A 22,834-nucleotide genomic window follows, 5' to 3' on the forward strand; every position below is an offset into this window, starting at 1 on the left:
GAACCTAAGCGATCCGCGACCGTTTCTCCAGGCGAACGGTCCAGGAGATGCGAGATGGTGAACAAGGATCAGGTTGCCGGCGTTGCCAAGCAAGCCAAGGGCTCGGTCAAGCAGACCGCCGGCAAGGCCACCGGCAAGAGGCGCGCCGAGGCCGAAGGCGACGTCGACAAGGCGACCGGCAAGATGCAGAAGGCTTACGGCGACGTGAAGGAGAAGGTGAAGAAGGCGCTTTGACGCCGGCCCTTCGTGAACCAGGAAAAGGCGGCTCGGCCGCCTTTTTGGCCCTCTCCTGCCCGTCAGAAAGTCAGGCTTTTGCTGTATGCATTGGTGAAGGTGACCTCGCCATGATCTCCGGCGGCTTCGCCCAGCACCACATCCATGCTGTTTCCCGTCACCCGCGCCAACGCAAAGCCGCCCATGAAGGCGGCCTTCGGCTTGAACAAGTCGACCCCGTCACGGTGGTAGATCATCGGCGTCGCGTGCTGGTGGCCATGGAAGACGCCGACGACGTTGTAACCCTTCAGCACAGCCAGCAGCGCCTGCCTGTCGGCTTCGCTCCACCAGTGGGGCGGACCCTTGCCGGCGTCGTCGAAGGTTTTCTCGGCGGCGTCCCATCTTTCGATCGAAAAAGTATCCCAGCCATAATGCTGGAACAGGATGACCGGGCGGCCGTCGCCGGCATAAGTCGCCAGGTCCTGCTTCAGCCATGGCAGGCTGCTGACGGCGCCATGGCCGGTATCGCCGGCGAAACGGTGCGTCTGGACAAGATGCAGGCCGCCCCAATCCCATGAATAGCAGTCGGTCTCGACGTCGTAGTCGGTCGCCGGCGCAGGCGGCTTGAAGAACACGCCGGGGCGGTGGTTGACCTCGACGTAGTCGCGCATTTCGCGGCGGTACCAGTCGACATGCGAGCGCGGGCCGTTCTGGTCGAGGTCGTGGTTGCCGAGGCCGACATAGACCGGCATGTGCACGCGGTCGGGGCCGACGCCTTGCTGGTAGCGCTGGCTGAACTGAAGCAGTTGCGTGCCCTCGCTGGGCTGGGTGATCTGGCCGCCGCCATCATCGGTGATGTCGCCGCCAACGACGAGGCCGAGCGGCGTGCCGATTTTGCCCGTCGAGCGCAGGGCGGTGGCAACGCCATCGATTTCAGCCGGCCATTGCCTGTCGCCGACGCCGTTGAGTGCGGCGACGTTGCGCAGCAAGGCAGCGTCTGTCTTGCCCTCCTGCTCGCAGTGCGGGCTCAATCCGTTCGCCATGCGGCAGGCATGGACATCAGCGATAAACAGGAAAGTGGCGTCGATCGGCGGGATGCGCTGCCCGGTCTGGCCGAAGGCCGGGCGCGAAACGGCGCCGGCCGCGGCAACGGCCGCTGCCTTCATCAGGAACCTGCGCCGGGAAACCGGCCGGGCGGAAATGCGATGCATCATGCGCTAAAATTCAGCACGACGCGGACCGGCAGTCCAGTTGCTCGCAAAGTGTGTCGACACGTTCCCCCAGGTCTGGCATTGCTTTCGGCATTCAACTTGCGCGGGCAGAGGAGGACGCCATGAACACTGCATCCATCGGCATGACAATGGCCATTCTGGCGGTGACGAGCGCGGCGCATGGCGCCGAGTGCATCGACGCCAAATCGGCCAAGGCCGGCTTCATTCTCGAAAGGGCTGGCATCCACAGCGAATTTCGTCCGGCGGCGGGCGGAATGGTGGCGGTTGCCAACAAATACCAGTCGCAATCGCCGCAGTCGCAGTACCTGTTCGGCGGGCTGATCGAGGTGTTTCGCGACAGCAGCACGGGGCAGCTGGCGATGATCCCGTTTTCCGATCTCAGGAAGGTGTTCCCGCTGAAGGCGGGTGCCAAGAGCAAGATCGTATTTGCCCGTCTCGCACCGAACAAGCCGCCGAAGGGCACCGAGACGCTGGAGATCAACATCAAGGGCAAGGAGACGTTCAGCCTGGGTGATTGCAAATACTCCGTGCTCGCGGTCAAGCAGACCATCAGGAGCGAGGCCGGCGAGATGCGGGACGAGTTTACCGCGCTTTACGCACCCGACCTGCAGGCAGTTGTGGCCAGGCGCTATGACGAGGGCACCAGTGCCGAAAGCGTGGTCGGCTACGAGCTGATCAAGCCGCTGCCGAATTAAGAGCTCGGCCTCCCCGCCTCGGTCATAGTGAGCGACTGTCCTGCCGGCGTCAGAGGGCTCTGTGCAGTATCCTGCTACGTCGCCTCGTTCCTGCTTTGGACGACATAACTCCCTGCTCCAACGCCATCAGGCAGTCACGCAGCACGCTCGCGTCCTGTGCTGTCTTGGCCATCGACATGGCGCCCGAATAGCTGGCGACGGCGAGCGCTGCGAAGCGCTGCGGATCGGCGCCCAGCTCCCGGCCCGCCTGCTGGTCGGCGCTGATCTTGTCGGCGATCGCCTGACGCCAGGTCGAAAAAATGCCGGCAAGGGCAATGCGGAAATCCGGATCGGCAAGCGACAGTTCATGCGCCAGGTTGTTGAGCGGGCAGCCGCGCACGAAACCCTGCTGCTCCAGCTCCGCCGCGACGGCCGCGAACACGGAGCGCACGCCCTCGCGCGCTGAGGGAGCCATCCGCATCGGCGCGATCCAAGTCTCTTCTACGGCGGCGGCGACCCGCTCCTCGATCACTGCGAGCGCCAGCGCCTTCTTGGTTGGGAAATGGTGGTGCAGCGCGCCGCCGGTGACGCCCGCCGTCGCCATCAGGTCGCCCATGCTGGATGCATGATAGCCGCGTGCCTGAAACGCCTCCTCGGCGACATCGAGCACCTTTTTGCGCATGCCTTCGGGGTCGTTGGTGCGTTTTTGAGCCCGCGACCTTGGGCGAGCGGATATCTCTGCTGACATCTTCACACGATAGCAGATTGACAAAACAGGACAATCGGTCTGTTTTGTAAAACAGGATGACTGTCCTGTTTTGGAGCTCGCGCGATGAACCTGCCTTTGAACGCCATACCTAATCCCGATCTGCTCGCCTCGCCCGTCGTCGAACTCAGGCAATACACGCTGAAACCCGGCCGGCGCGAGACACTGATCGGCATCTTCGACAATCAGCTGATCGAGGGCCAGGAAACGGCGGGGATGACCATCATCGGCCAGTTCCGCGATCTCGACCGGCCGGATATGTTCGTCTGGCTGCGCGGCTTCGACGGTATGGAAGCGCGGAAAAACGCTCTGACCGCCTTCTATGACGGGCCGGTCTGGGCTGCCTGGCGCGACGCCGCCAACGCCACGATGATCTCATCCGACGACGTGCTGCTGCTGAAGCCGGCCTGGCCGGGCGCGAGCCTAGACCTCTCGGGATCGAAACGAGTACCCCAGGCGGACCTCGAAAAACCGTGCGCAGGCAGCGATTTGCAGGCAATTATTGTCATCAGGATTCATCATTTGCAACCGGGCCTGGAAGCCCGTTTCGCCAACGACTTCCAGACCGCGGCCCTTCCGGTGCTCGCCGCATTTGGCGCGTCGCCGCTCGCCGCCTTCGTTACCGAACATGCCGAAAACAGCTTTCCGCGGCTGCCGGTGCGGGCCAGCGAAAACGTCTTCATCAGCATCACCGGTTTCGCCAGCGCCGATGCACATGCCCGCCACGAGGCAGCCTTGGCTGCCTCCCCGGAGTGGCAAGTGTTCGAGCAGAGCGTCCAGTCACGTATGGCCAAGCCGACTGAGACTTTGCGGCTGTCGCCAACCTCACAATCGCTGCTTGGGCGGTGAGACGAGGCGAAGTTTCATACGCTGGGATAGGCAGGCGACTTGACCCGGAGTGCAGGCAGCGCTGCTCTGGGGTCATGCCGCCGGCGGAAGGCGGCAATGCGCGGGAGTGTTGGATGAGACTAGGCGGCAAACGGGCACTGGTCACCGGTGGCTCGGACGGGATCGGGCTGGCAATCGCCGAGGCGTTTTTGCGCGAAGGCGCGGACGTGCTGATCGTCGGCCGCGACGGCAAAAAACTCGACGCCGCCCGCAAGCAGCTCGGGGATAATGTCGAAGCGCTTTCGGCCGACCTGTCGGCCAGCGCCGGCATCGATGCCGTGGTCGAGCATGCCAGGCGCGGCCCACCTGTCGATATCCTCGTCAACAATGCCGGCGTGGCGTTCCTTGTGCCGTTCGAAACCGTCAGCGAGGATCAGTTCCAGCAGTCCTTCGCACTCAACGTCACGGCGGTATTCTTCCTCACCCAGCGGCTGTTGCCGCATCTCGCGCCGGGCGCGGCCTCGGTGATCAACATCTCGTCCTATTTCGCGCACAAGATGATCCCGAAGCGGCCGTCCAGCCTCTATTCGCTGTCGAAGGGCGCGCTCAATTCGCTGACCAAGTCGCTCGCCTTCGAGCTCGGACCGCGCGGCATAAGAGTCAACGCCATCGCGCCCGGCACGGTCGACACAGCGATGCGGCGCAGGTCGATCGAAAACCTGCCTGAGGCCGCGCAAGCCGAGCTCAAGGCCTATGTCGAGCGCAGCTACCCGCTCGGCCGCATCGGCCGAACCGGCGACCTTGCCGGCATCGCCGTCTATCTCGCCAGCGACGAAGCGGCATGGACCAGCGGCGGCATCTTCGCCGTGGATGGAGGATACACGGCGGGGTGAGGAGCGCGCGCTCTTCCTTCTCCCCTTGCGGGAGAAGGTGGCCGAGCGAAGCTCGGTCGGATGAGGGGTGCTGGACGGATCGCCGACGCCTCGTTTCTTCCAACACCCCTCATCCGGCTCGGCGCTACGCGCCGATCCACCTTCTCCCACAAGGGGAGAAGGAAAAGGCGCTGCTTCAACCGATTTGCATTCCCGTCACCCGCAATCTCCGCTTGAAGGCATTTGTGCAACGCGATACGCCGTTTGCAAATTGCAAACCGGAGAGACTTCGTGAGCGCGCCAGAGACCAGAACCGAAACCGACACGTTCGGTCCCATCGAGGTCGCCGCCGACCGTTACTGGGGCGCGCAGGCGCAGCGTTCGCTGGCCAATTTCAAGATCGGCTGGGAAAAGCAGCCGGCCTCGATCGTGCGGGCGCTGGGCATCGTCAAGCGGGCGGCAGCGGAGGCCAATATGGAGCTGAAGCGGCTCGATCCGGCGATCGGCAAGGCCATTATCGAGGCCTCCCAGGAGGTCATCGACGGCAAGCTCAACGAGCATTTCCCGCTGGTCGTCTGGCAGACCGGTTCGGGCACGCAGTCCAACATGAACGCCAATGAGGTGATCTCCAACCGGGCGATCCAGCTTTTGGGCGGCGTCATGGGGTCGAAGAAGCCGGTGCATCCCAACGACCACGTCAATATGAGCCAGTCGTCGAACGACACCTATCCGACTGCAATGCACATCGCCTGCGCCGAGCGCATCATCCACGACCTGCTGCCGGCGCTAAGACATTTGCATGCGGCACTCGAGGCCAAGACCAAGGCTTTCGCCCATATTGTGAAGATCGGCCGCACCCATACACAGGACGCGACGCCGCTGACGCTCGGCCAGGAATTCTCCGGTTATGCGGCGCAGGTCGCCTCGTCGGTCAAGCGCATCGAACTGACCCTGCCCGGCCTGCAGGAATTGGCGCAAGGCGGCACCGCGGTCGGCACCGGCCTCAACGCGCCGGTCGGTTTTGCCGAAAAGGTGGCGGCGCGTATCGCCGCGATCACCGGCATCGATTTCGTCACCGCGCCGAACAAGTTCGAGGCGCTTGCCGCCCATGATTCCATGGTCTTCTCGCACGGCGCCATCAATGCCTGCGCGGCGGCGCTGTTCAAGATCGCCAACGACATCCGTCTGCTCGGTTCCGGCCCGCGTTCGGGCCTCGGTGAATTGTCGCTGCCGGAAAACGAACCGGGCTCGTCGATCATGCCGGGCAAGGTCAACCCGACCCAGTGCGAAGCGATGACGCAGGTTTGCGTGCAGGTCTTCGGCAACAATGCGGCGATCAGCTTCGCCGGCAGCCAGGGCCATTTCGAACTCAACGTCTACAATCCGCTGATGGCCTATTGTTTCCTGCAGTCGGTGCAGCTGCTGGCCGACGCTTCGGTGTCGTTCACCGACAATTGCGTCGTCGGCATCGAGGCCCGCGAGGACAACATCAAGGCGGCACTCGACCGTTCGCTGATGCTGGTGACCGCGCTGGCGCCGACGATCGGCTACGACAACGCGGCCAAGATTGCAAAGGCGGCGCACAAGAACGGCACAACGCTGCGCGAGGAAGCGCTGGCCACCGGGCTGGTCAGCGAAGCCGACTATGAGCGGCTGGTGCGGCCGCAGGACATGACGCATCCGGGGTAAGTTGATCGCGAAAACGTTACCTGGGTGAACAATCCGTAACCAATCTGGCGTCTTTGGTGAACAGTCGGCCTGCGCTAACTAGACGGGTATCCCAAGCCGTTTGGCCAAACCCTTCTGGAGAGTTACGCATGTCCACCAACACGTCCACCAACACTTCGTTTGCCGGTTCCGGCACCGCCGCCGGCGCCTCGGGCACGATCCTGCTCGGCCGCATCCTGCTTTCGGTCATCTTCCTGCTTTCCGGCTTCGGCAAGCTGACGGCGATTGCCGGCACGGCCGGCTATTTCGGCAGCCTCGGCCTGCCGCTGCCGATGGTGACCGCCATTGTCGTCGGCCTGATCGAACTGCTTGGCGGCCTCGCCATCCTCGTCGGCTTCCAGACCCGGATCGTCGGCTGGGTGATGGCGATCTTCACCGTTGCCACCGCATTGGTCGCCCACACCGGCTGGGCCGATCAGATGCAGATGATCAATTTCCTGAAGAACGTTGCGATTGCCGGCGGCTTCCTCGTGCTGGCCTCCTCGGGCCCAGGCGCCTATTCGATCGACGCCAAGCGCGGCTGAAGCAGTCCAGCATTGCTTGGACAAAAGGGGTGCGGAATTTTCCGCGCCCCTTTTTCGTTGTCGGTTTGTGCCCTTCGGTCCGCTGACGGAAAACCTGCTAAGATCGGGCGCCAGGCCAAGCGGCCGTCGACAACGGAGGTGAAGATGCCCCGCAATGCGCTGCTTCTGCTTTCCCGATTGCTGCTCGCCGCACTTTTCGTTCCGTCCGGCTTCCACGCGCTTACTGACGTTGCCGGCACATCAGGCTATTTTGCCGGCCTCGGCCTGCCGCTGCCAACACTCGTAGCCTGGGCGACGGGCCTGTTCGAGCTGATCGCCGGACTGCTCATCCTCGTCGGCCTCAAGACGCCGATCGTGGCGCTCCTGCTTGCCGCGTTCTGCATCGCGGCGGGCTTCATCGGCCACTATGGCCAGGGTGGCGACGATCCGACGCTGACCTTCATGCATTCACAGATGCTGATGAAGGACATCGCCATATCAGGCGGTTTTCTGGCGCTGGCAATGGCCGGCGCCGGCGCCTATTCGTTCGATGGCCGGGCGTTTGGGACCCGCGCCTGAGCAAGTCACCCGGTTTATTTGGTGTCCAGAAAAACAAATTTTGCGAGACGGCTTACATTGACAGGCACCGACGCTAGGGCGCTGTAGTAGCCCATCCGCCCAACGCCGATGTACAGACAAAGCTGCTGTTTTTCTACCGCTGCAGCCACCCACTCCGATCCGAAGTCGTTTGGGTCCCAAACGTAGTTTCGAAGGTTGCTGTCTATGGCGACATATACATAACCATCTGATTGAATCAGTTCTTTTCTCTTGAGATACGGCAACAGATCGACTCGACCAAAAATGGGCTTGGTCGATCCGCCAATGGTCTGAGCCCTGTCGGAAAGAGCTTGGTCAATACCTCTTGAACATGGCTCGAGCCTTGAAAACAAATCGCTCTTCGACAGCGATTTCATAAATTTGAGAACGTCCGTGCTTGGCTTGAATACAAAGTAATTTATGCGCTCCCCGTTCTGGGGTGTTCTCAACATCCTATGAAAATTGAACGGCGTTCTGACGCCCGGCTCTTTGGGATAATGTCGATCCAGATCGAACGTCCCCTTGGCCACGACGGACAGGGTGTACAGCGTCTGGGCACTGGCGGTGCCCTCGAAGAGGACGAAGATCCCCGCAACCAACAGCTGAAGAACCTGCCTGGATTTCACGGCGTTTCCCTTCTTTCCTCAACTGTCGCGACGCGATAGCGCGGGCCTCTATTTGACAGAAACGCTAGGCCCGCCCTCGACTGCCAGCACCAGCCGGCGGTTGGTGACCCTTGCCAGTTGTGCCAGCCGGCCGGCGGGCCGCTCGCCGTAAAGATCGGCCAGCGCTGCCGGCAGCACCAGCGCCAGCACGCCATTGCCGCGGTTTTCCCATTTCAGTCGCGGCATGACGCCGGGCATTGCCGCGCTCAGCAAATAGACGACGCGCAGCAGCGCGGCCAGCACGCGGGCCCGTTCGAGATAGCGCGGTGTCGCCAGCCCGCGGATTTCCGGAGCGGCTTCATTGAACACGCCCTCGTGGCGAAACAGGCTGACAAGCGCCAGGAAGGCGCGGCCGGGATGATCGACGCCGATGAACGAGGCGTGGGCGATGATGTTGAGCGATTGCTTGCCGCGATATTCGGGATGGGCACGCCAGCCGATATCGGCGAGCAGGCAGGCGGCGTGGCGGTAGCGCGCCTCATCCCTGGTCTCGTCGATGCCGAAGGCGGCGAACGCCTTGCCGGTCCACTCGACAAGCTCATGCGCGTGGTCGACCGAGCGCGAGCGCAGGCGGGCAAGCTCTTCCGCCGCCGAGATCAGCGGATCGGCCTTCTGCTCGGCCTCGTCGAGCAGCGAGTAGAGAAAGCCCTCGCGCACGCCCAGCGCCGACACGATGATCTTCGACGGCTGCATCGCCGCCATGATCTCCTGCAGCACGATGGCGCCATAGGGCAGCAGCGAACGGCGGTTCTTGGAGATGCCCTCGATGCCTTTGATCTTATCTATCTCGACCTTGGCGACCTGCCGGAGGAAGTTCGCGGCGCTTTCGATGCCGATCTCGTAATGGTGCATGACGCCGAGCGGGTAGTTGGTCATTTCCATGTGCAGCCGGGCGAGGTTTCGCCAGGTGCCGCCGACCGTGTAGAACGCCCTGCCCTGCCCGCCCTTCAACAATTTCGCCCGCGCCAGTTGCTCGCGCGTGATCTTTGCCGCCTGGGTCAGCGAGTTCTTCGCCATGTCCTGCAGGCGCAGGCCGCCCAACGGCAGCGTGATGCCGTCACCGATCGTCTCACCGTCAATATCGATCAGCTCGAGGCTGCCGCCGCCAAGATCGCCGGCGATGCCGTTGGCCGGATGGAAACCGGAGATGACGCCGAGCGCCGAATAATGGGCTTCCTCGCGGCCGCTCAGCACCTGGATCTCGGTTTTGAGCACATCCTCAGCGCGGTGGATGAAGTCGGGGCCGTTGACCGCCTCGCGGGCGGCGGCGGTCGCCAGCACATACATGCGCTCGGCGCCGGCCTGGTCGGAGAGCGCGCGGAAACGGCGGAACTCTTCCATCGAGCGCGTCACCGCCTCGGGATCGAGCTTTCCGGTCGAAACGATGCCGCGGCCGAGGCCGGCCAGCATCTTTTCATTGAACAGCAAGGTCGGCGAGCGCGCCAGCCCCTCATAGATGACAAGACGGATCGAGTTCGATCCGATATCGATGATGGACAGCGGTCGGCGGTCCTGGAGCCGGCCCTGGGACGCTGAAATCATCAGCCCGTCGCTGCGTTCTGTTTCTTGCGGCGCTTGAACTGCGCGATGCGCTTGGGCGCATGCGACTTCAACGCATCGCCCCGTCCGGACAGGCTCGGATTCGTCATGAAATATTCCTGCGCGTTGAACGGTTCCTCGCCCTCCTCCAGCACGACGCGCCGGGAGGTTCCGTCAGCCAATACGTCGAAACTTTGCTGGTTGTCCATGATGTTGCCGAGCATGATCTGGCCGAGCACCTGTTCGTGCACAGTTGGATTGGTGATCGGCACCATGGTCTCGACACGGCGGTCGAGATTGCGCGGCATCAGATCGGCCGAGGAGATGTAGACGATCGCCCCGTCCGATGGCAGGCCGTGGCCGTTGCCGAAGCAATAGATGCGGCTGTGCTCAAGGAAACGGCCGACGATCGACTTCACCCTAATGTTCTCCGATAGGCCGGGCACCTGCGGTCTCAGGCAGCAGATGCCGCGCACGACGAGATCGATCTCGACGCCGGCGCGGCTGGCATCGTAGAGCGCGTCAATGACGATCGGGTCGACCAAGGCGTTCATCTTNTCGATCTCGACGCCGGCGCGGCTGGCATCGTAGAGCGCGTCAATGACGATCGGGTCGACCAAGGCGTTCATCTTCATCCAGATGCGGGCCGGCCTGCCCTCCAGCGCGTGGCTGATCTCATCGGAAATGTGCTTGAGGATGCGGTCGCGCAGCGTGAACGGCGATATGGCCAGCCGCATCTGCTCGGCCGGCTCGGCATAGCCGGTGATGAAGTTGAACAGCTGGGCGACATCGCGCGCGATCGTCGGGGCGGTGGTGAAGAAGGACAGGTCGGTGTAGATGCGCGCGGTGACCGGGTGGTAGTTGCCGGTGCCGAGATGCACGTAATTGCGCAGCCTGCCATCCTCGCGGCGCACGACCAGCGACATTTTCGAATGGGTCTTCAGTTCGAGGAAGCCGAAGACGACCTGGACGCCGGCTCGCTCGAGGTCGCGGGCCCAGCGGATGTTGGCTTCTTCGTCGAAACGCGCCTTGAGCTCGACCAGCGCGGTCACCGACTTGCCGGCCTCGGCGGCGTCGACCAAAGCGCGTACGATCGGGCTGTCGTTGGAGGTGCGATAGAGCGTCTGCTTGATCGCTACCACTTCCGGATCGGCCATCGCCTGACGCAGGAACTGCACCACCACGTCGAAGGATTCGTAGGGGTGGTGGACGATGATGTCCTTCTCGCGGATCGCGGCAAAACAATCGCCGCCATGCTCGCGGATGCGCTCGGGAAAACGCGGGTTATAGGGCGTGAACTTCAGATCGTCGCGGGCGACGGCGACGATCTCCGAAATCTGGCTGAGCGCCAGCGGACCGGTGAGCACGCTGATGCGGCTTGCCGAGACACCAAGCTCGCCGGCGACGAAGTCGCGCAACTCGGGCGGCATCAGCATGTCGAATTCGATACGGATGACCGAACCGCGGCGGCGGCGCTTCAGCGCCGTCTCGAACAGTCGCACCAGATCCTCTGATTCTTCCTCGACCTCGATATCGCTATCGCGGATGATGCGGAACGTGCCGGAGCCCTTGACCTCATAGCCTGGGAACAGCTTGCCGATATAAAGACCGACCGCCTCCTCGAGCGGGATGAAGCGGACATGGCGCTTGCGATCCGGCAAACGGATGAAGCGCCTCAGCGCCACCGGCAGGCGCAGAAGCGCGCTCATTTCCTCGCCGTTCTTGCGATGGCGCAATTGCAGCGCCATCGAGAAACCGAGATTGGGAATGAACGGGAACGGATGCGCCGGATCGATCGACAACGGTGTCAGCACCGGAAATACCTGCTCCTGGAAATGGTCCTCCAGCCAGGCCTTCTCGTCCTTGCCCAGCGCCTCGCGAGTGATGCTTTCAATGCCTTCCTTGTCGAGGAGCAGCATCAGCGCCGAAAGGCTTTTCTGCTGGTCCTCCTGCAGGCGCTCGACCTCGCGCAGCAATTGTTCGAGCTGCTGCTCGGGCGTGCGCCCGTCCGGGCTCTTCAGCACGATGCCCTCGCGCACCTGGCCGGCAAGACCCGCAACGCGGACCATGAAGAACTCGTCGAGGTTGGCGGCCGATATCGACAGGAAGCGAACACGCTCGAGCAGCGGATGATTGGCGTTCAGCGACTCTTCGAGCACGCGCCGGTTGAATTGCAGCCAGGAAAACTCGCGGTTGACGAAGCGGTCGGGATTGCCGCCTTCGCGGCTCGCCGCCTCGACGGTGATGAATTCGTTCTGCACCGGCTTCAGTTCGTTCATGGTTTCCGCTCTTCCCACACCGTTCGACGACCATAGCCTTAACCGGCTTAACTTATCCTCTGACAGGCTTTTGCGACAGTTTCATTTCATCGATCTTGCAAAGAGACGGGTTATGATCCAGATGCAATCGACAAGATCAGGAGACGACGATGGCAGGCGGTTCCATTCCCCATTTCCAGAACGATGCGGGCTATCCGGCAATCGACATCGGCGTCAAGGAATTCATGTGCACCGGCGCCAATCCGCCTTTCGACCACCCCCATGTATTTCTCGATATGGGCGACGACAATGAAAAGGTCTGCCCCTATTGCTCGACGCTCTATCGCTATTCGCCGAAGCTGAAGGCGTTGGAAACGCAGCCGCCGGGCTGCCTCTATCTCGACCAGGCCGCCTGATTCTTCCGCGACAAGCCTGATGCAGGAAACGCAGTCCCGGCAGGTGGTCATCGCCGGGGCGGGCGTCGCCGGGCTGACCGCGGCACTGGCCTTCGCCGAGCGCGGCTATCGGATAAAACTGTTCGAACAGGCGCAGCACCTCGAGGCTGCCGGCGCCGGTATCCAGCTTTCGCCCAACGCGACGCGCATCCTACGGCAGCTCGGCGTACTCGATCGGCTGTTGCCGACGGCGGTGCGGCCGGAGGCGGTCGTGCTCAAGGATGCCGCCACGCTGCGCAAGCTGGCGCGCGTACCGCTTGGCCAGGCGGCCGAAACGCGCTGGGGAGCGCCCTATCTCGTTGCCCACCGCGCGGATCTGCAGTCAGCGCTGATGCAGCGAGTTTCGGAGCAGCCCGGTATCGATCTGATCGCCGGCGCGCGGGTGACCGACATCGCAGCCGGATCGAAAGGTGTTACCGTCACTGCATCGGCTGATGGCGACACGGTCGAGGCTGGCTGTCTGCTGATCGGCGCCGATGGCGTCTGGTCGTCGGTGCGAGAAACGCTTGCCCGCAACGCAGCCGATTTCCGGAGAAGCCGGTTTTCGGGCGAGCTTGCCTGGCGCGCCACGGTGGCCGCCGACAGCCCCGCCGGACAAGCCTTCAGGGTGATCGGTGCGCCCGATTGCGTTACCGCATTCCTCTATCCAGGCTTCCATATGGTCGCCTATCCGGTCAGCCGTGGCACTGCCTTCAACCTCGCGGCCTTCACCAAGGGCGAGCGCATCGCCGAGGGCTGGTCAGGGCATGCCGACCCCGCCATCCTCGCCAGCGCCATGCGTGGCGCCGCGCCGGCGCTGGTCCGCTTGGCGAACGAGGCCGCGCCGTGGACGGCATGGCCGATCCACATTGTCGAGCAGCGGCGGTGGACGACGCCGGAAGGCATCGCGCTGACCGGCGATGCGGCGCACGCGATGACGCCGTTTGCAGCACAGGGCGCGGCGATGGCGATCGAAGACNGATGGCGATCGAAGACGCGGTAACCCTTGCCGGTTTCGTTGCCACCTCGCCTGCCGATCTCAGCAGCGCGCTTGTCGCCTGGGAACAGGCGCGGCGGCCGCGCGTCGCCCAGGTCGCCCGCCGCGGCGCCGTCAATCGCCTCGCCTGGCATGCGGCCGGGCCGGTGGCGATGGCCCGCAACCTGTTCCTGGCGATGCGCTCGCCCGAAAAACTCGCCGCCGATCTCGACTGGCTCTATGGCTGGCGGGCGTTGGACGATGGCGCGCGATGATACGCACGACAGGCTGGCGGGACAGCGCCTCTCTCTGTCCTGCCGGACATCTCCCCCACTTGGGGGGAGATTGGCCATCACATTGGCTTTCGCCAATCTTCAAGGTTGCATGACCTAGCAAGGCGTCGAAGCCGCTAATCTCCCCCCTCGTGGGGGAGATGTCCGGCAGGACAGAGGGGGGCGCGAAGGATCGCGGCGTTGATCAGCCGGAACCCTCTTCAATTGTAAAGCCGCATCGACAGGCCGAGCGAGGCCGGCAGCGGATTCCACCAGCCGGTGCGCAACCCGGCCGTGCGCAGTGCCGCCGCCGTCCAGGTGTTGCAGCCGACCAGCGCGTTGAAATGGCCATTGGCTTCGAAGAACCGATCGAAGCGGGAATAGGCCGCACTCTCGATCGGGATGGCCCCGTTCGGCCCCTGCCGGAAGCTTGCCGCAATGTAATCTAGCAGCGCCGTAAACCGCTCCTCGCCGATGTCGAAGCTAGCGACGTCGCGATGCGGCTCGGCGATGTCGACGGAAATGTCGACATGCATTGCCGAGGCATCGACCGTCAGCGCCTTCATCACCGGCACCGCCTTCAGCTCCGACCAGGTCGGCGTCTCCAGATAGAAGGCGCGGCCGCCCCAGCCGAAGACGATGTAGCGGACCTCCGCCATGTCTGCTGGAATGCCGGCATCGACCAGGAAATGGAAGCGCCGGCGCACATCGTCGTCGACCGGGATGGCGATGTCGGTGTGGATCGGATTTTGCAGCATCAGGATACGGTGGCTTGTGCCGATCGGATCGGCAACGGCCGCCGGCCAGAGCGGGCGCGGCAGCAGCGTGCCCAGCGCCACCGCAAGGACTGCTGCAACGACCAGCAGGCCAAGAAAACGGGCAAGCTTCTTCATGGGGAAGGCATAGACCAAGCAATGTTCAAGGTGAAGCCTCTCCGGAAATTGAACAGCTGACTTAGAGCTTGACGCGTATCCTCCCCGGGAGGATATGCTGAAGGCATGTCAGATCATCTCCACGCTTCGCATCCTTCCATCGTAAAGCGCCTGAAGCGCGCGCAAGGCCACCTTGCGGCGGTGCTGGCGATGATCGAGGCGCATCGCCCTTGCGTTGACCTGGCGCAGCAGCTTCATGCCGTCGAAAGGGCCATCAGCAGCGCCAAGCGCGAGCTGATCAACGATCACATCGAGCATTGCCTGACGGACAGCGTGGAAACCGGCGGCAACTCGCTGGCGGAACTTAAGCAGCTGGCGAAATATCTATGAATGCCATCGTAGTCCCCATTCTGGAATGGCTCGGGTTCGGCTCGCACGCCGCACATCATCACGGCGGTCACGGTCCGCACGGTCACAGCCATGGCGTCATCGACGCGACAATTGCCACCACCGACCGGGGCATCTGGGCAATCAAATGGTCGTTCGTGATCCTGGCCATCACCGCGGCATTGCAGATGGTCGTGGTTGCGTTGTCGGGGAGCGTGGCATTGCTGGCCGATACGATCCATAACATCGGCGATGCGACCACGGCGATCCCGCTATGGATTGCGTTCGTGCTGGCGCGGCGCAAGCCGTCGCGGATCTTCACGTATGGCTTGGGCCGGGTCGAGGATCTGGCCGGCATCATCATCGTGCTCATCATTCTGTTCAGCGCTGTGGTCGCTGCCTACCAAGCCATCGACAGGCTGATCAATCCACAAGTGGTGACACACCTCGGCTGGCTGACTGCGGCGGGCATTGTCGGCTTCCTCGGCAACGAGGCGGTTGCCGTGTTCCGTATCCGCGTCGGTCGCGAAATCAACAGCGCGGCACTGATTGCCGACGGCTACCATGCCCGCACAGATGGACTTACCAGCCTTGCCGTGGTCATCGGAGCCATCGGCGTCTGGTTCGGCTTTTCCTTGGCCGATCCGATCGTCGGTCTGCTGATCACGATTGCGATCTTCGGTATCGTCTGGCAATCGGCCCGCTCGGTGCTGACCCGCATGCTGGATGGAATCGAACCCGGTGTGATGGACGACATCCGACATGCCGCCGAGCATGTTCCGGGCGCGCGCATTGTCGATGCCAAGGCGCGCTGGATCGGTCATAGATTGCACGCCGACATCGCAATTGCCGCGGACGAAACCCTGCCGCTGTCGGCGGCGAACAAGATCGCCGCAGCGCTGAAGGACGAACTATCCCAGCATATGCCGGCCCTGGCTGAGGCGAATGTGCGGTTTTCAACGGAACGTGGAGAGAACGACCATCCTCACGAGCACACGCATGACCACGGCCACATGCACTGACGCTCGCCGATTTTCTGCTAGTCTCGTCCGATGTTCCAGACGCTCGTCGAATTTCAGCGCACGATCTATCTGACGCTCGGCGAACAGATCAAGCTGCTTGCGGCCGGAGGCAATTGGCTGGCGTTCATGGCCTTCCTGCCGATGGGCGTCGTGTTCGGGGCTGCCCATGCGCTGACGCCGGGGCACAGCAAGGCCGTCCTGGCGACGTATCTTGCCGGTTCGGATGCGAAGGTCTCGCGTGGTCTGCTCGTATCTATTACGCTATCGTTCACGCATGTGACGATTGCCGTTCTGATTGCGGCTCTCTCGCTGCCATTGGTCTCAATAGCATTGGGCAGCGTCGGCCGCGCTCCGCTTCTGGAGCACATCAGTCGCGGGCTGCTCGGCCTCATCGGCGTCTGGATGCTCTGGCGCGCTTTGAGCCACAGCCATCACCACAGGCACGAGGGCGAGGCTGTCGGCGTCATGGCAGGCCTGATCCCTTGTCCGCTTACGCTTTTCGCGATGACTTTCGCGATGTCCAGGGATGTTCCGGCAGCGGGCGTCCTGTTTGCCATCACCATGATGGTCGGCGTGGCGCTGACGCTGTCCTGCGTCGCCGTGTTGTCGATCGTGTTTCGCGAACGGCTTGTACAGTTTTTCGCGCGCCAGCCACGGCTGTTCGAAACCATCTCCCGGGCCATCGAGGGCGCCGCCGGTCTCGCCCTTGCCGGCGTCGCTGTCTGGCAGATCACCTCAGCTTGAGAGAAAATTTGGCCCCAGCCACTGCATGGCGTCCGGGCCGGTGCACCGGCTGGAACGAGCCTAGGCGACGCCGGGCGCACGGTCAGCGCTCGTCGAATACGCGCGAAGCCAGCAAGACAGAGAGCCCGGTCCGCCGGTCTTGTCCCGAACCGGCGTACAGGATCAGTGCAGGATCTGCGACAGGAACAGCTTCGTGCGCTCATGGCGCGGGTGGTCGAAGAACTCGGCCGGCGTGTTCTGCTCGACGATCTGACCCTGATCCATAAAGATCACCCGGTTGGCGACTTTGCGCGCAAAGCCCATTTCGTGGGTGACGCAGAGCATGGTCATGCCTTCCTCGGCCAGCCCGACCATCGTCTCTAGCACTTCCTTGATCATTTCCGGGTCGAGAGCCGAGGTCGGCTCATCGAACAGCATGATACGCGGGTTCATGCACAGCGAGCGGGCGATCGCCACGCGCTGTTGCTGGCCGCCGGAAAGCTGGCCGGGATATTTGTTGGCCTGTTCCGGGATCTTGACGCGCTTGAGGAAATGCATGGCGATTTCCTCGGCCTGTTTCCGCGGCATCTTGCGCACCCAGATCGGCGCCAGCGTGCAATTTTCCAGAATGGTCAGATGCGGGAACAGGTTGAAGTGCTGGAACACCATGCCGACCTCGCGGCGCACCTCGTCGATCTTCTTCAGATCGTTGGTCAGTTCCTTGCCGTCGACTATAATCTTGCCCTTCTGGTGTTCCTCCAGTCGGTTGATGCAGCGGATCATCGTCGATTTGCCGGAGCCCGACGGGCCGCAGATGACGATGCGCTCGCCGCGCATCACCTTTAGATTGATGTCCTTCAGCACATGGAATTCGCCGTACCATTTGTGCATGGCGATGATGTCGATGGCGACATCGGTGGTGGAAATATGCATCTTGGCGGCATTGACCTTGATCTCTTCCGCGCTGACGGCGTTTTCTATGGCCATGACAAGGTCCCCTTTTTTAGCGTTTGTGGCCGGTGTCGAGACGGCGTTCCGTGTACATTGAATAGCGCGACATGCCGAAGCAGAACAGCCAGAAGATGAAGGCCGCGAAGACCAGGCCGGATCTGGCCGTCTGCGGCGTCGCCCAATTGGCGTCGGAGAAGTTCTGCTTGACGATGCCGAGGAGGTCGAACATCGAGATGACGATGACCAGGCTGGTGTCCTTGAACATGCCGATGAAGGTGTTGACGATGCCGGGAATGACCAGCTTCAGCGCCTGCGGCATGACGACCAGACCCATCTTCTGCCAGTAGCTGAGGCCGAGCGAATCGGCGCCCTCATACTGGCCTTTGGGGATCGCCTGCAGGCCGCCGCGCACCACTTCGGCCATGTAGGCGGCGGCAAACAGCGACACGCCGATCAGCGCGCGCAGGAACTTGTCGAAGCTGACGCCGGCCGGCAGGAACAGCGGCAGCATCACGCTGGCAAAGAACAGCACCGTAATCAGCGGGATGCCGCGTACCGTCTCGATGAAGATCACGCACAGCAGCTTGACGATCGGCATGTTCGAGCGCCGGCCGAGCGCCAGCACGATGCCGACCGGCAGCGACACAGCTATGCCGACAAAGGACAGGCTGAGTGTCACCAGCAGTCCACCCCAGAGCGGGGTTTCGACATAGGGCAGGCCGAACATGCCGCCGATCAGCAGAACGAAGGCGACGACCGGCAGTGCAAAAAAGAGAAGAATGGCATTCAGCCCCTTGCGCGGTACGCGCGGAATGAGCAGCGGCACCAGCAGCGCCACGAACAGGATGGCCACCAGGATCGGGCGCCAACGCTCTTCCAGGGGATAGCGGCCGAACATGAACTGGCCGAACTTGGCGTTGACGAAAGCCCAGCAGGCGCCGGTCCAGCCGTCCGACTGGATGCCGCCCTGCGCCACGGTGGCGCAGACCGTGCGGTCCGGTCCCGTCCACTGGGCGTTGATGAAAGCCCAATTGACGATCTGCGGCAGGATCATGGCAACCAGCACGATGCCGATGATGGTCAGGATGGCGTCGCCGGTCGATGCGATCAGATTCTTGCGGACCCAGGCGGTGAGGCCGCGCTCGCTCGACGGCGCCGGCTGCGCCAGCGCCATCTCCGTCCGCACCCAGGACATATCGTGCTCTTGCATGGCCCTACCTCTCCACCAGCGCCATCCTGGCATTGACGACGTTCATGATCGCCGACGTGATCAGGCTGAGCGCCAGGTACACCGCCATCATGATCACCACGCCTTCGACTGCCTGCCCGGTCTGATTCAAGACCGTGCCGGCCGTCGCCGTCAGGTCCGGATAGCCGATGGCGATGGCGAGCGAGGAATTCTTGGTCAGGTTGAGATACTGGCTGGTCAGCGGCGGAATAACGATGCGCATCGCCTGCGGCACGACGACAAGCCTGAGGATCGATCCCGAGCGCAGCCCGAGTGCCGCGGCCGCCTCGGTCTGGCCTGCGCTGACGCCCCTGATGCCGGCGCGCACGATCTCGGCGATAAAGGCGGCCGTATAGCAGGACAACGCCAGATAGAGTGACAGGAACTCGGGCCTGACCTGAAAGCCACCGACGAGATTGAAGGTCGACTGCTTTGGAAATTCAAAGCTCAGCGGAAAGCCGCTCAGCGCGTAGGCCAGCAGCGGCAGGCCGACGATCAACGCCATGGATGTCCAGAACACCGGGAATGGCTGTCCCGTCGCCATCTGCCGCTGCCGCGCCTTGCGGGCGACGAACCAGGCCATGGCGATGCCGAGGAGCAGTGCGACCAGGATCAGCCAGGAGCCCTCGCCCCATATAGCGCGGGGAAAATAGAAGCCGCGCTGGTTGAGAAAGGAGCCGAACGGCAGATTGATGCTCTCGCGCGGCGGCGGCAGCACGGCGAGCACGCCGGAATACCAGAAGAAGATGACCAGCAGCGGCGGGATGTTGCGGAACACTTCGACATAAACGGTGCAGATCTTCCTGATCAGCCAGTTATGCGACAGCCGGCCGATGCCGACGATGAAACCGATGATGGTGGCGGTGATGATGCCGACGACGGCAACGATCACGGTGTTGATAAAGCCAACCAGGATGGCACGGAAATAGGTCGAATCCGATGAATAAGCGATGGCGCTTTCGCTGATGTCGAAGCCGGCGCGGCCCTTAAGAAAGCCGAAGCCGGAAGCGATGTGCAGCCGCGTCAAATTGGCGATGACGTTGTGGGTAACCCACCAGACACCAGCTACCAGCAGGACGAGGACCAGTGCTTGAAAGAATATGCCGCGGACGCGCGGATCATTGATGAAGGAACCGCGGCTTGGCTCCTCGCGAAGAACTTCCTGCGATGCCATTCGACAGTCCCCTGGAAAGAGAGACCGGAAGGCAGACGATCTGCCTTCCGGATCCATTTTCGATCAGCGGATCGGCGGAGCGTACTGCAGGCCACCCTTGGTCCACAGCGCGTTGATGCCGCGGGCGATCTTCAGCGGGCTGCCGGAGCCGACATTGCGTTCGAACATCTCGCCGTAATTGCCGACGGCCTTGACGATGTTGACGACCCAGTCGTTGGAGACGCCTAGATCGGTGCCGATCTTGGTGTCGGCTTCCTGGCCGAGCACGCGCTTGATCTCGGGATTGTCCGAGTTCTTCATCTCGTCGACATTGGCCTGGGTGATGCCCAGTTCCTCGGCGTTGAGCAGCGCGAAATAGGTCCACTTGACGATGTGGTACCACTGGTCGTCACCCTGGCGCACGGCCGGCCCAAGCGGCTCCTTGGAGATGATCTCGGGCAACACGACGTGGTCGGCCGGCGAGCTGAGCGTCAGGCGAATGCCGTAGAGACCCGACTGGTCGGTGGTGTAGACGTCGCAGCGGCCGGCGTCATATGCGGCGTTGACCTCATCCAGCTTTTCGAAAACGACGGGGTTGTACTCCATCTTGTTCGACTTGAAATAGTCGGCAAGGTTGAGCTCGGTCGTGGTGCCGCTCTGCACACACACCGCCGCGCCCGAAAGCTGCAGTGCCGAATTCACGCCCGGAAGCTTCTTGGCGTTGATCATGAAGCCCTGACCGTCATAATAGGTGACGCCGACGAAGTTCAGGCCAAGCGCCGTATCGCGGTTGATGGTCCAGGTGGTGTTGCGCGACAGGATGTCGACCTCGCCCGACTGCAGCGCGGTGAACCGCTCCTTGGCGCTGAGCGGCGTGAACTTGACTTTGGTGCCATCGCCGAAGACGGCGGCCGCCACGGCGCGGCAGAAATCCACATCGATGCCTTTCCATTCACCCTTGTCGTCAGGCGCCGCGAAGCCAGCAAGACCCGTATTGGTGCCGCACTGGATGAAGCCTTTCGCCTTGACATCGTCGAGCGTGCTCGCCGATGCGGCCGAAGCCGCGAATCCAAACGCGGCGGCGCCCAAAAGGCCGATTGCAATGTGTTTCATGACCCACAGACCCTTTTCTGTTTTTTCCAGGCGAACCTGACTTTTTCCCGTGTGAACGCAGCTAAGTATCCCGGCCCGTTACCGGAATCCCGCATCGTCACCGACGCGCTGCCTCCCATTCACGAACAACATCGAAGGCGATTATTCCTGTGAGGTCAAGGGAAATGACCAAATCCGAAAGACTTTGAAAACCAACCGCCTGAAATGCCTGAAATTGCAGACAAACGCGCTCGCAAATTGGTCAGCGCGCCAATAAAGCCGGCAAAGTCCGACCGTGAGTTGCCAAGCGCACTTGGCAGCCTTCCCGCGGATCCACGGCTCGTTGCTGAATTGGCATATTCAAGACCTTGGCCTGGCGAGTGCGGTGCGGTTGCGCGGCCAATGCCGCCGCACTATGGCTAACGACCAATCCATGGGACGAAAAGCAATGGCAAAAGACGACAGCGAGATGGGCGTCAACACGCGGCTCGCCCATTCCGGCAACAACCCGCATGACTATTTCGGCTTCGTCAATCCGCCGGTGGTGCATGCCTCGACCGTGCTTTATCCCAATGCTGCGGCGATGGCTTCACGCAGCCAGAAATACACCTACGGCACGCGCGGCACGCCGACTACCGATGCGCTGAACGGCGCGATCGATGCGCTGGAAGGCTCCGCCGGCACGGTCGCGGTGCCGTCGGGCCTGGCGGCGGTGACGCTGCCGCTGCTCGCCTTCCTGTCGGCCGGCGATCATCTGCTGATCGTCGATTCCGTCTATCACCCGACCCGCAACTTCGCCGACACGATGCTGAAGCGGCTCGGCATCGAGGTCGAGTATTATGAACCGCGCATCGGCGCCGGCATCGCGGCGCTGATCAAGCCCAATACCAAGGTGGTGTTCACCGAATCGCCGGCCTCCAACACTTTCGAGGTGCAGGACATACCGGCCATCGCCAAGGCAGCGCATGCCGCCGGCGCCATCGTCATGATGGACAACACCTGGGCGACGCCGCTCTACTTTCGCCCCCTCGACCATGGCGTCGACATCTCGATCCACGCGGCGACGAAATACCCGGCCGGCCATTCCGACGTGCTGCTCGGCACGGTGTCGGCCAACGCAGCCTGCTGGAAGCAGCTTTGCGAGACGTTCAACACGATGGGCTGCTGCGCCGGGCCGGACGACGTCTACCAGGTGCTGCGCGGCCTGCGCACCATGGGCGTGCGGCTGGAGCACCATCAAAAGAGCGCGCTTTCCCTCGCCGGCTGGCTGGAGGGTCAGCCGGGCGTAGCGCAGGTGCTGCATCCGGGGCTGCCCAGTCATCCCGACCACGCCATATGGAAGCGCGATTTTTGCGGATCGAGCGGCATCTTCTCGATCGTTCTCGCGGGCGGCGGACAGAAGCAGCAGCACGCCTTCCTCGACGCGTTGAAGTTTTTCGGCCTCGGCTATTCCTGGGGCGGCTATGAGAGCCTTGCCGTGCCGGTATTCCTTGGCGACCGCACCATCGCCAAGGGCCCGTATGACGGGCCGCTGGTGCGCCTGCAGATCGGGCTCGAGGATGTAGGGGATTTGAAGGCCGACCTGGCGCGCGGGCTGGCGGCGGCCGCTGGGGCCTGAGCCAGCACCTTTTCAAACTGAGTCAGAAAATCGGCGTAACAGCCTGGAAAAATTGCGATCCTGAGCGATATCATGGCGACCGATCGACCGATGATACGGCTCTACAAAATAGAGGCGGCGGCGTGGTGAAGGCGGTAGAATAGCCTCTGCCAGTCGTTGACACGGATTGAGGCTGGCCGGCGGGATCGGTCGGGAACCTTTTGTCGGCCGATGCATCCAATGTCGCGATGA

Annotated in this window: 21 protein-coding genes and 2 pseudogenes; 13 read left to right on the forward strand and 10 right to left on the reverse strand. The window is 62.7% G+C overall.

All coding sequences use genetic code 11. The features are described 5' to 3' along the window. The first annotated feature begins 54 nt into the window (after positions 1-54). Positions 55-234, forward strand: coding sequence for a CsbD family protein (locus X773_RS58350; RefSeq protein WP_031212003.1), 180 nt, complete (start codon positions 55-57; stop codon positions 232-234). Positions 235-296: 62 nt separating this feature from the next. Here the strand turns inward: X773_RS58350 and X773_RS58355 are convergent, their stop codons facing one another. Then, positions 297-1,427, reverse strand: coding sequence for a metallophosphoesterase (locus tag X773_RS58355; RefSeq protein ID WP_023677616.1), 1,131 nt, complete (start codon positions 1,425-1,427; stop codon positions 297-299). A 119-nt stretch (positions 1,428-1,546) separates the two neighbouring features. On the opposite strand from X773_RS58355, the gene X773_RS58360 reads away from it, so the two are divergent. Next, positions 1,547-2,140, forward strand: coding sequence for a hypothetical protein (locus tag X773_RS58360; protein ID WP_023677617.1), 594 nt, complete (start codon positions 1,547-1,549; stop codon positions 2,138-2,140). Between the two features lie 49 nt (positions 2,141-2,189). On the opposite strand, the gene X773_RS58365 is transcribed toward X773_RS58360, so the two are convergent. Continuing rightward, positions 2,190-2,801 carry a TetR/AcrR family transcriptional regulator gene (locus X773_RS58365; RefSeq protein WP_051406155.1) on the reverse strand — a complete coding sequence of 204 codons (612 nt, stop codon included), beginning with the start codon at positions 2,799-2,801 and terminating at the stop codon, positions 2,190-2,192. A 150-nt stretch (positions 2,802-2,951) separates the two neighbouring features. On the opposite strand from X773_RS58365, the gene X773_RS58370 reads away from it, so the two are divergent. The 5 genes from X773_RS58370 (at position 2,952) to X773_RS58390 (ending at position 7,395) form a co-directional block, all read left to right on the forward strand. After that, the gene (locus X773_RS58370; RefSeq protein ID WP_023677619.1) at positions 2,952-3,734 is read left to right on the forward strand and encodes an NIPSNAP family protein; all 783 of its coding nucleotides are present in this window, start codon (positions 2,952-2,954) and stop codon (positions 3,732-3,734) included. A 113-nt stretch (positions 3,735-3,847) separates the two neighbouring features. Then, entirely contained in the window at positions 3,848-4,606 is a 759-nt protein-coding gene (locus X773_RS58375; protein WP_023677620.1) for an SDR family oxidoreductase, read from the forward strand. Between the two features lie 270 nt (positions 4,607-4,876). Further along, the gene (gene fumC / locus X773_RS58380; RefSeq protein WP_023677621.1) at positions 4,877-6,274 is read left to right on the forward strand and encodes a class II fumarate hydratase; all 1,398 of its coding nucleotides are present in this window, start codon (positions 4,877-4,879) and stop codon (positions 6,272-6,274) included. A 128-nt stretch (positions 6,275-6,402) separates the two neighbouring features. After that, positions 6,403-6,837, forward strand: coding sequence for a DoxX family protein (locus X773_RS58385; RefSeq protein ID WP_023677622.1), 435 nt, complete (start codon positions 6,403-6,405; stop codon positions 6,835-6,837). A 144-nt stretch (positions 6,838-6,981) separates the two neighbouring features. Continuing rightward, on the forward strand, positions 6,982-7,395 hold the full coding sequence (locus X773_RS58390) for a DoxX family protein (protein ID WP_023677623.1): 414 nt from the start codon (positions 6,982-6,984) through the stop codon (positions 7,393-7,395). Between the two features lie 14 nt (positions 7,396-7,409). Here the strand turns inward: X773_RS58390 and X773_RS58395 are convergent, their stop codons facing one another. From X773_RS58395 to X773_RS58405, 3 genes are read right to left on the reverse strand one after another with little or no spacing between them, the layout of a single operon-like run. Next, complete coding sequence (locus tag X773_RS58395) at positions 7,410-8,039, reverse strand: hypothetical protein (RefSeq protein WP_023677624.1); 630 nt, start codon at positions 8,037-8,039, stop codon at positions 7,410-7,412. Between the two features lie 48 nt (positions 8,040-8,087). Beyond that, positions 8,088-9,620: an exopolyphosphatase gene (ppx, locus tag X773_RS58400; protein ID WP_023677625.1), complete on the reverse strand. Its 1,533-nt coding sequence runs from the start codon at positions 9,618-9,620 to the stop codon at positions 8,088-8,090. Beyond that, on the reverse strand, positions 9,620-11,896 hold the full coding sequence (locus tag X773_RS58405; protein WP_023677626.1) for an RNA degradosome polyphosphate kinase: 2,277 nt from the start codon (positions 11,894-11,896) through the stop codon (positions 9,620-9,622). Before X773_RS58405 ends, ppx begins: the two co-directional genes overlap by 1 nt. Before the next feature lie 149 nt (positions 11,897-12,045). On the opposite strand from X773_RS58405, the gene X773_RS58410 reads away from it, so the two are divergent. Together X773_RS58410 and X773_RS58415 are read left to right on the forward strand one after the other, a co-directional pair. Then, entirely contained in the window at positions 12,046-12,291 is a 246-nt protein-coding gene (locus X773_RS58410) for a zinc-finger domain-containing protein (protein WP_023677627.1), read from the forward strand. A 19-nt stretch (positions 12,292-12,310) separates the two neighbouring features. Beyond that, a pseudogene (locus tag X773_RS58415) lies at positions 12,311-13,560 on the forward strand (FAD-dependent monooxygenase). Between the two features lie 218 nt (positions 13,561-13,778). Here the strand turns inward: X773_RS58415 and X773_RS58420 are convergent. Then, positions 13,779-14,450 (reverse strand): TIGR02117 family protein, encoded by a 672-nt coding sequence (locus tag X773_RS58420; protein ID WP_023677628.1) that lies wholly within the window; start codon positions 14,448-14,450, stop codon positions 13,779-13,781. Positions 14,451-14,555: 105 nt separating this feature from the next. Here X773_RS58420 and X773_RS58425 point away from each other — a divergent pair, with 105 nt between their 5' ends. The 3 genes and pseudogenes from X773_RS58425 (at position 14,556) to X773_RS76455 (ending at position 16,582) form a co-directional block, all read left to right on the forward strand. After that, a complete protein-coding gene (locus X773_RS58425) occupies positions 14,556-14,819 on the forward strand; it encodes a metal-sensing transcriptional repressor (RefSeq protein WP_023677629.1) in 264 nt (87 codons plus the stop codon). Beyond that, positions 14,816-15,778 (forward strand): annotated as a pseudogene (locus X773_RS76450) (cation diffusion facilitator family transporter); the annotation flags it as partial. The gene X773_RS58425 and the pseudogene X773_RS76450, both read left to right, overlap by 4 nt. A gap of 90 nt (positions 15,779-15,868) precedes the next feature. Next, the gene (locus X773_RS76455; protein ID WP_023677631.1) at positions 15,869-16,582 is read left to right on the forward strand and encodes a sulfite exporter TauE/SafE family protein; all 714 of its coding nucleotides are present in this window, start codon (positions 15,869-15,871) and stop codon (positions 16,580-16,582) included. A 162-nt stretch (positions 16,583-16,744) separates the two neighbouring features. On the opposite strand, the gene X773_RS58440 is transcribed toward X773_RS76455, so the two are convergent. The 4 genes from X773_RS58440 to X773_RS58455 all read right to left on the reverse strand — a co-directional run bounded on the left by X773_RS58440 (position 16,745) and on the right by X773_RS58455 (position 21,006). Continuing rightward, a complete protein-coding gene (locus X773_RS58440) occupies positions 16,745-17,548 on the reverse strand; it encodes an amino acid ABC transporter ATP-binding protein (RefSeq protein WP_023677632.1) in 804 nt (267 codons plus the stop codon). 16 nt (positions 17,549-17,564) lie between these two features. Beyond that, on the reverse strand, positions 17,565-18,722 hold the full coding sequence (locus tag X773_RS58445; protein WP_023677633.1) for an amino acid ABC transporter permease: 1,158 nt from the start codon (positions 18,720-18,722) through the stop codon (positions 17,565-17,567). Between the two features lie 4 nt (positions 18,723-18,726). After that, complete coding sequence (locus tag X773_RS58450; protein WP_023677634.1) at positions 18,727-19,914, reverse strand: amino acid ABC transporter permease; 1,188 nt, start codon at positions 19,912-19,914, stop codon at positions 18,727-18,729. A gap of 63 nt (positions 19,915-19,977) precedes the next feature. Beyond that, positions 19,978-21,006: an amino acid ABC transporter substrate-binding protein gene (locus X773_RS58455; RefSeq protein WP_023677635.1), complete on the reverse strand. Its 1,029-nt coding sequence runs from the start codon at positions 21,004-21,006 to the stop codon at positions 19,978-19,980. Between the two features lie 427 nt (positions 21,007-21,433). Between X773_RS58455 and X773_RS58460 the strand changes: the two genes are divergently transcribed. After that, a complete protein-coding gene (locus X773_RS58460; protein ID WP_023677636.1) occupies positions 21,434-22,603 on the forward strand; it encodes a cystathionine beta-lyase in 1,170 nt (389 codons plus the stop codon). Positions 22,604-22,834: the final 231 nt, after the last annotated feature.

This window comes from Mesorhizobium sp. LSJC280B00 (assembly GCF_000502835.1).
Classification (GTDB): domain Bacteria; phylum Pseudomonadota; class Alphaproteobacteria; order Rhizobiales; family Rhizobiaceae; genus Mesorhizobium.

Bases quoted from the DNA above. Each gene is read 5' to 3' on its own strand.
- X773_RS58355 (WP_023677616.1), bottom strand. From the start codon at position 1,427: ATGATGCATCGCATTTCCGCCCGGCCGGTTTCCCGGCGCAGGTTCCTG.
- X773_RS58350 (WP_031212003.1), top strand. From the start codon at position 55: ATGGTGAACAAGGATCAGGTTGCCGGCGTTGCCAAGCAAGCCAAGGGC.
- X773_RS58440 (WP_023677632.1), bottom strand. From the start codon at position 17,548: ATGGCCATAGAAAACGCCGTCAGCGCGGAAGAGATCAAGGTCAATGCC.
- X773_RS58385 (WP_023677622.1), top strand. From the start codon at position 6,403: ATGTCCACCAACACGTCCACCAACACTTCGTTTGCCGGTTCCGGCACC.
- X773_RS58375 (WP_023677620.1), top strand. From the start codon at position 3,848: ATGAGACTAGGCGGCAAACGGGCACTGGTCACCGGTGGCTCGGACGGG.
- X773_RS58450 (WP_023677634.1), bottom strand. From the start codon at position 19,914: ATGGCATCGCAGGAAGTTCTTCGCGAGGAGCCAAGCCGCGGTTCCTTC.
- X773_RS58390 (WP_023677623.1), top strand. From the start codon at position 6,982: ATGCCCCGCAATGCGCTGCTTCTGCTTTCCCGATTGCTGCTCGCCGCA.
- ppx (WP_023677625.1), bottom strand. From the start codon at position 9,620: ATGATTTCAGCGTCCCAGGGCCGGCTCCAGGACCGCCGACCGCTGTCC.
- X773_RS58425 (WP_023677629.1), top strand. From the start codon at position 14,556: ATGTCAGATCATCTCCACGCTTCGCATCCTTCCATCGTAAAGCGCCTG.
- X773_RS58460 (WP_023677636.1), top strand. From the start codon at position 21,434: ATGGCAAAAGACGACAGCGAGATGGGCGTCAACACGCGGCTCGCCCAT.
- X773_RS58365 (WP_051406155.1), bottom strand. From the start codon at position 2,801: ATGCGCAAAAAGGTGCTCGATGTCGCCGAGGAGGCGTTTCAGGCACGC.
- X773_RS58445 (WP_023677633.1), bottom strand. From the start codon at position 18,722: ATGCAAGAGCACGATATGTCCTGGGTGCGGACGGAGATGGCGCTGGCG.
- X773_RS58410 (WP_023677627.1), top strand. From the start codon at position 12,046: ATGGCAGGCGGTTCCATTCCCCATTTCCAGAACGATGCGGGCTATCCG.
- X773_RS58360 (WP_023677617.1), top strand. From the start codon at position 1,547: ATGAACACTGCATCCATCGGCATGACAATGGCCATTCTGGCGGTGACG.
- X773_RS76455 (WP_023677631.1), top strand. From the start codon at position 15,869: ATGTTCCAGACGCTCGTCGAATTTCAGCGCACGATCTATCTGACGCTC.
- X773_RS58370 (WP_023677619.1), top strand. From the start codon at position 2,952: ATGAACCTGCCTTTGAACGCCATACCTAATCCCGATCTGCTCGCCTCG.
- X773_RS58420 (WP_023677628.1), bottom strand. From the start codon at position 14,450: ATGAAGAAGCTTGCCCGTTTTCTTGGCCTGCTGGTCGTTGCAGCAGTC.
- X773_RS58455 (WP_023677635.1), bottom strand. From the start codon at position 21,006: ATGAAACACATTGCAATCGGCCTTTTGGGCGCCGCCGCGTTTGGATTC.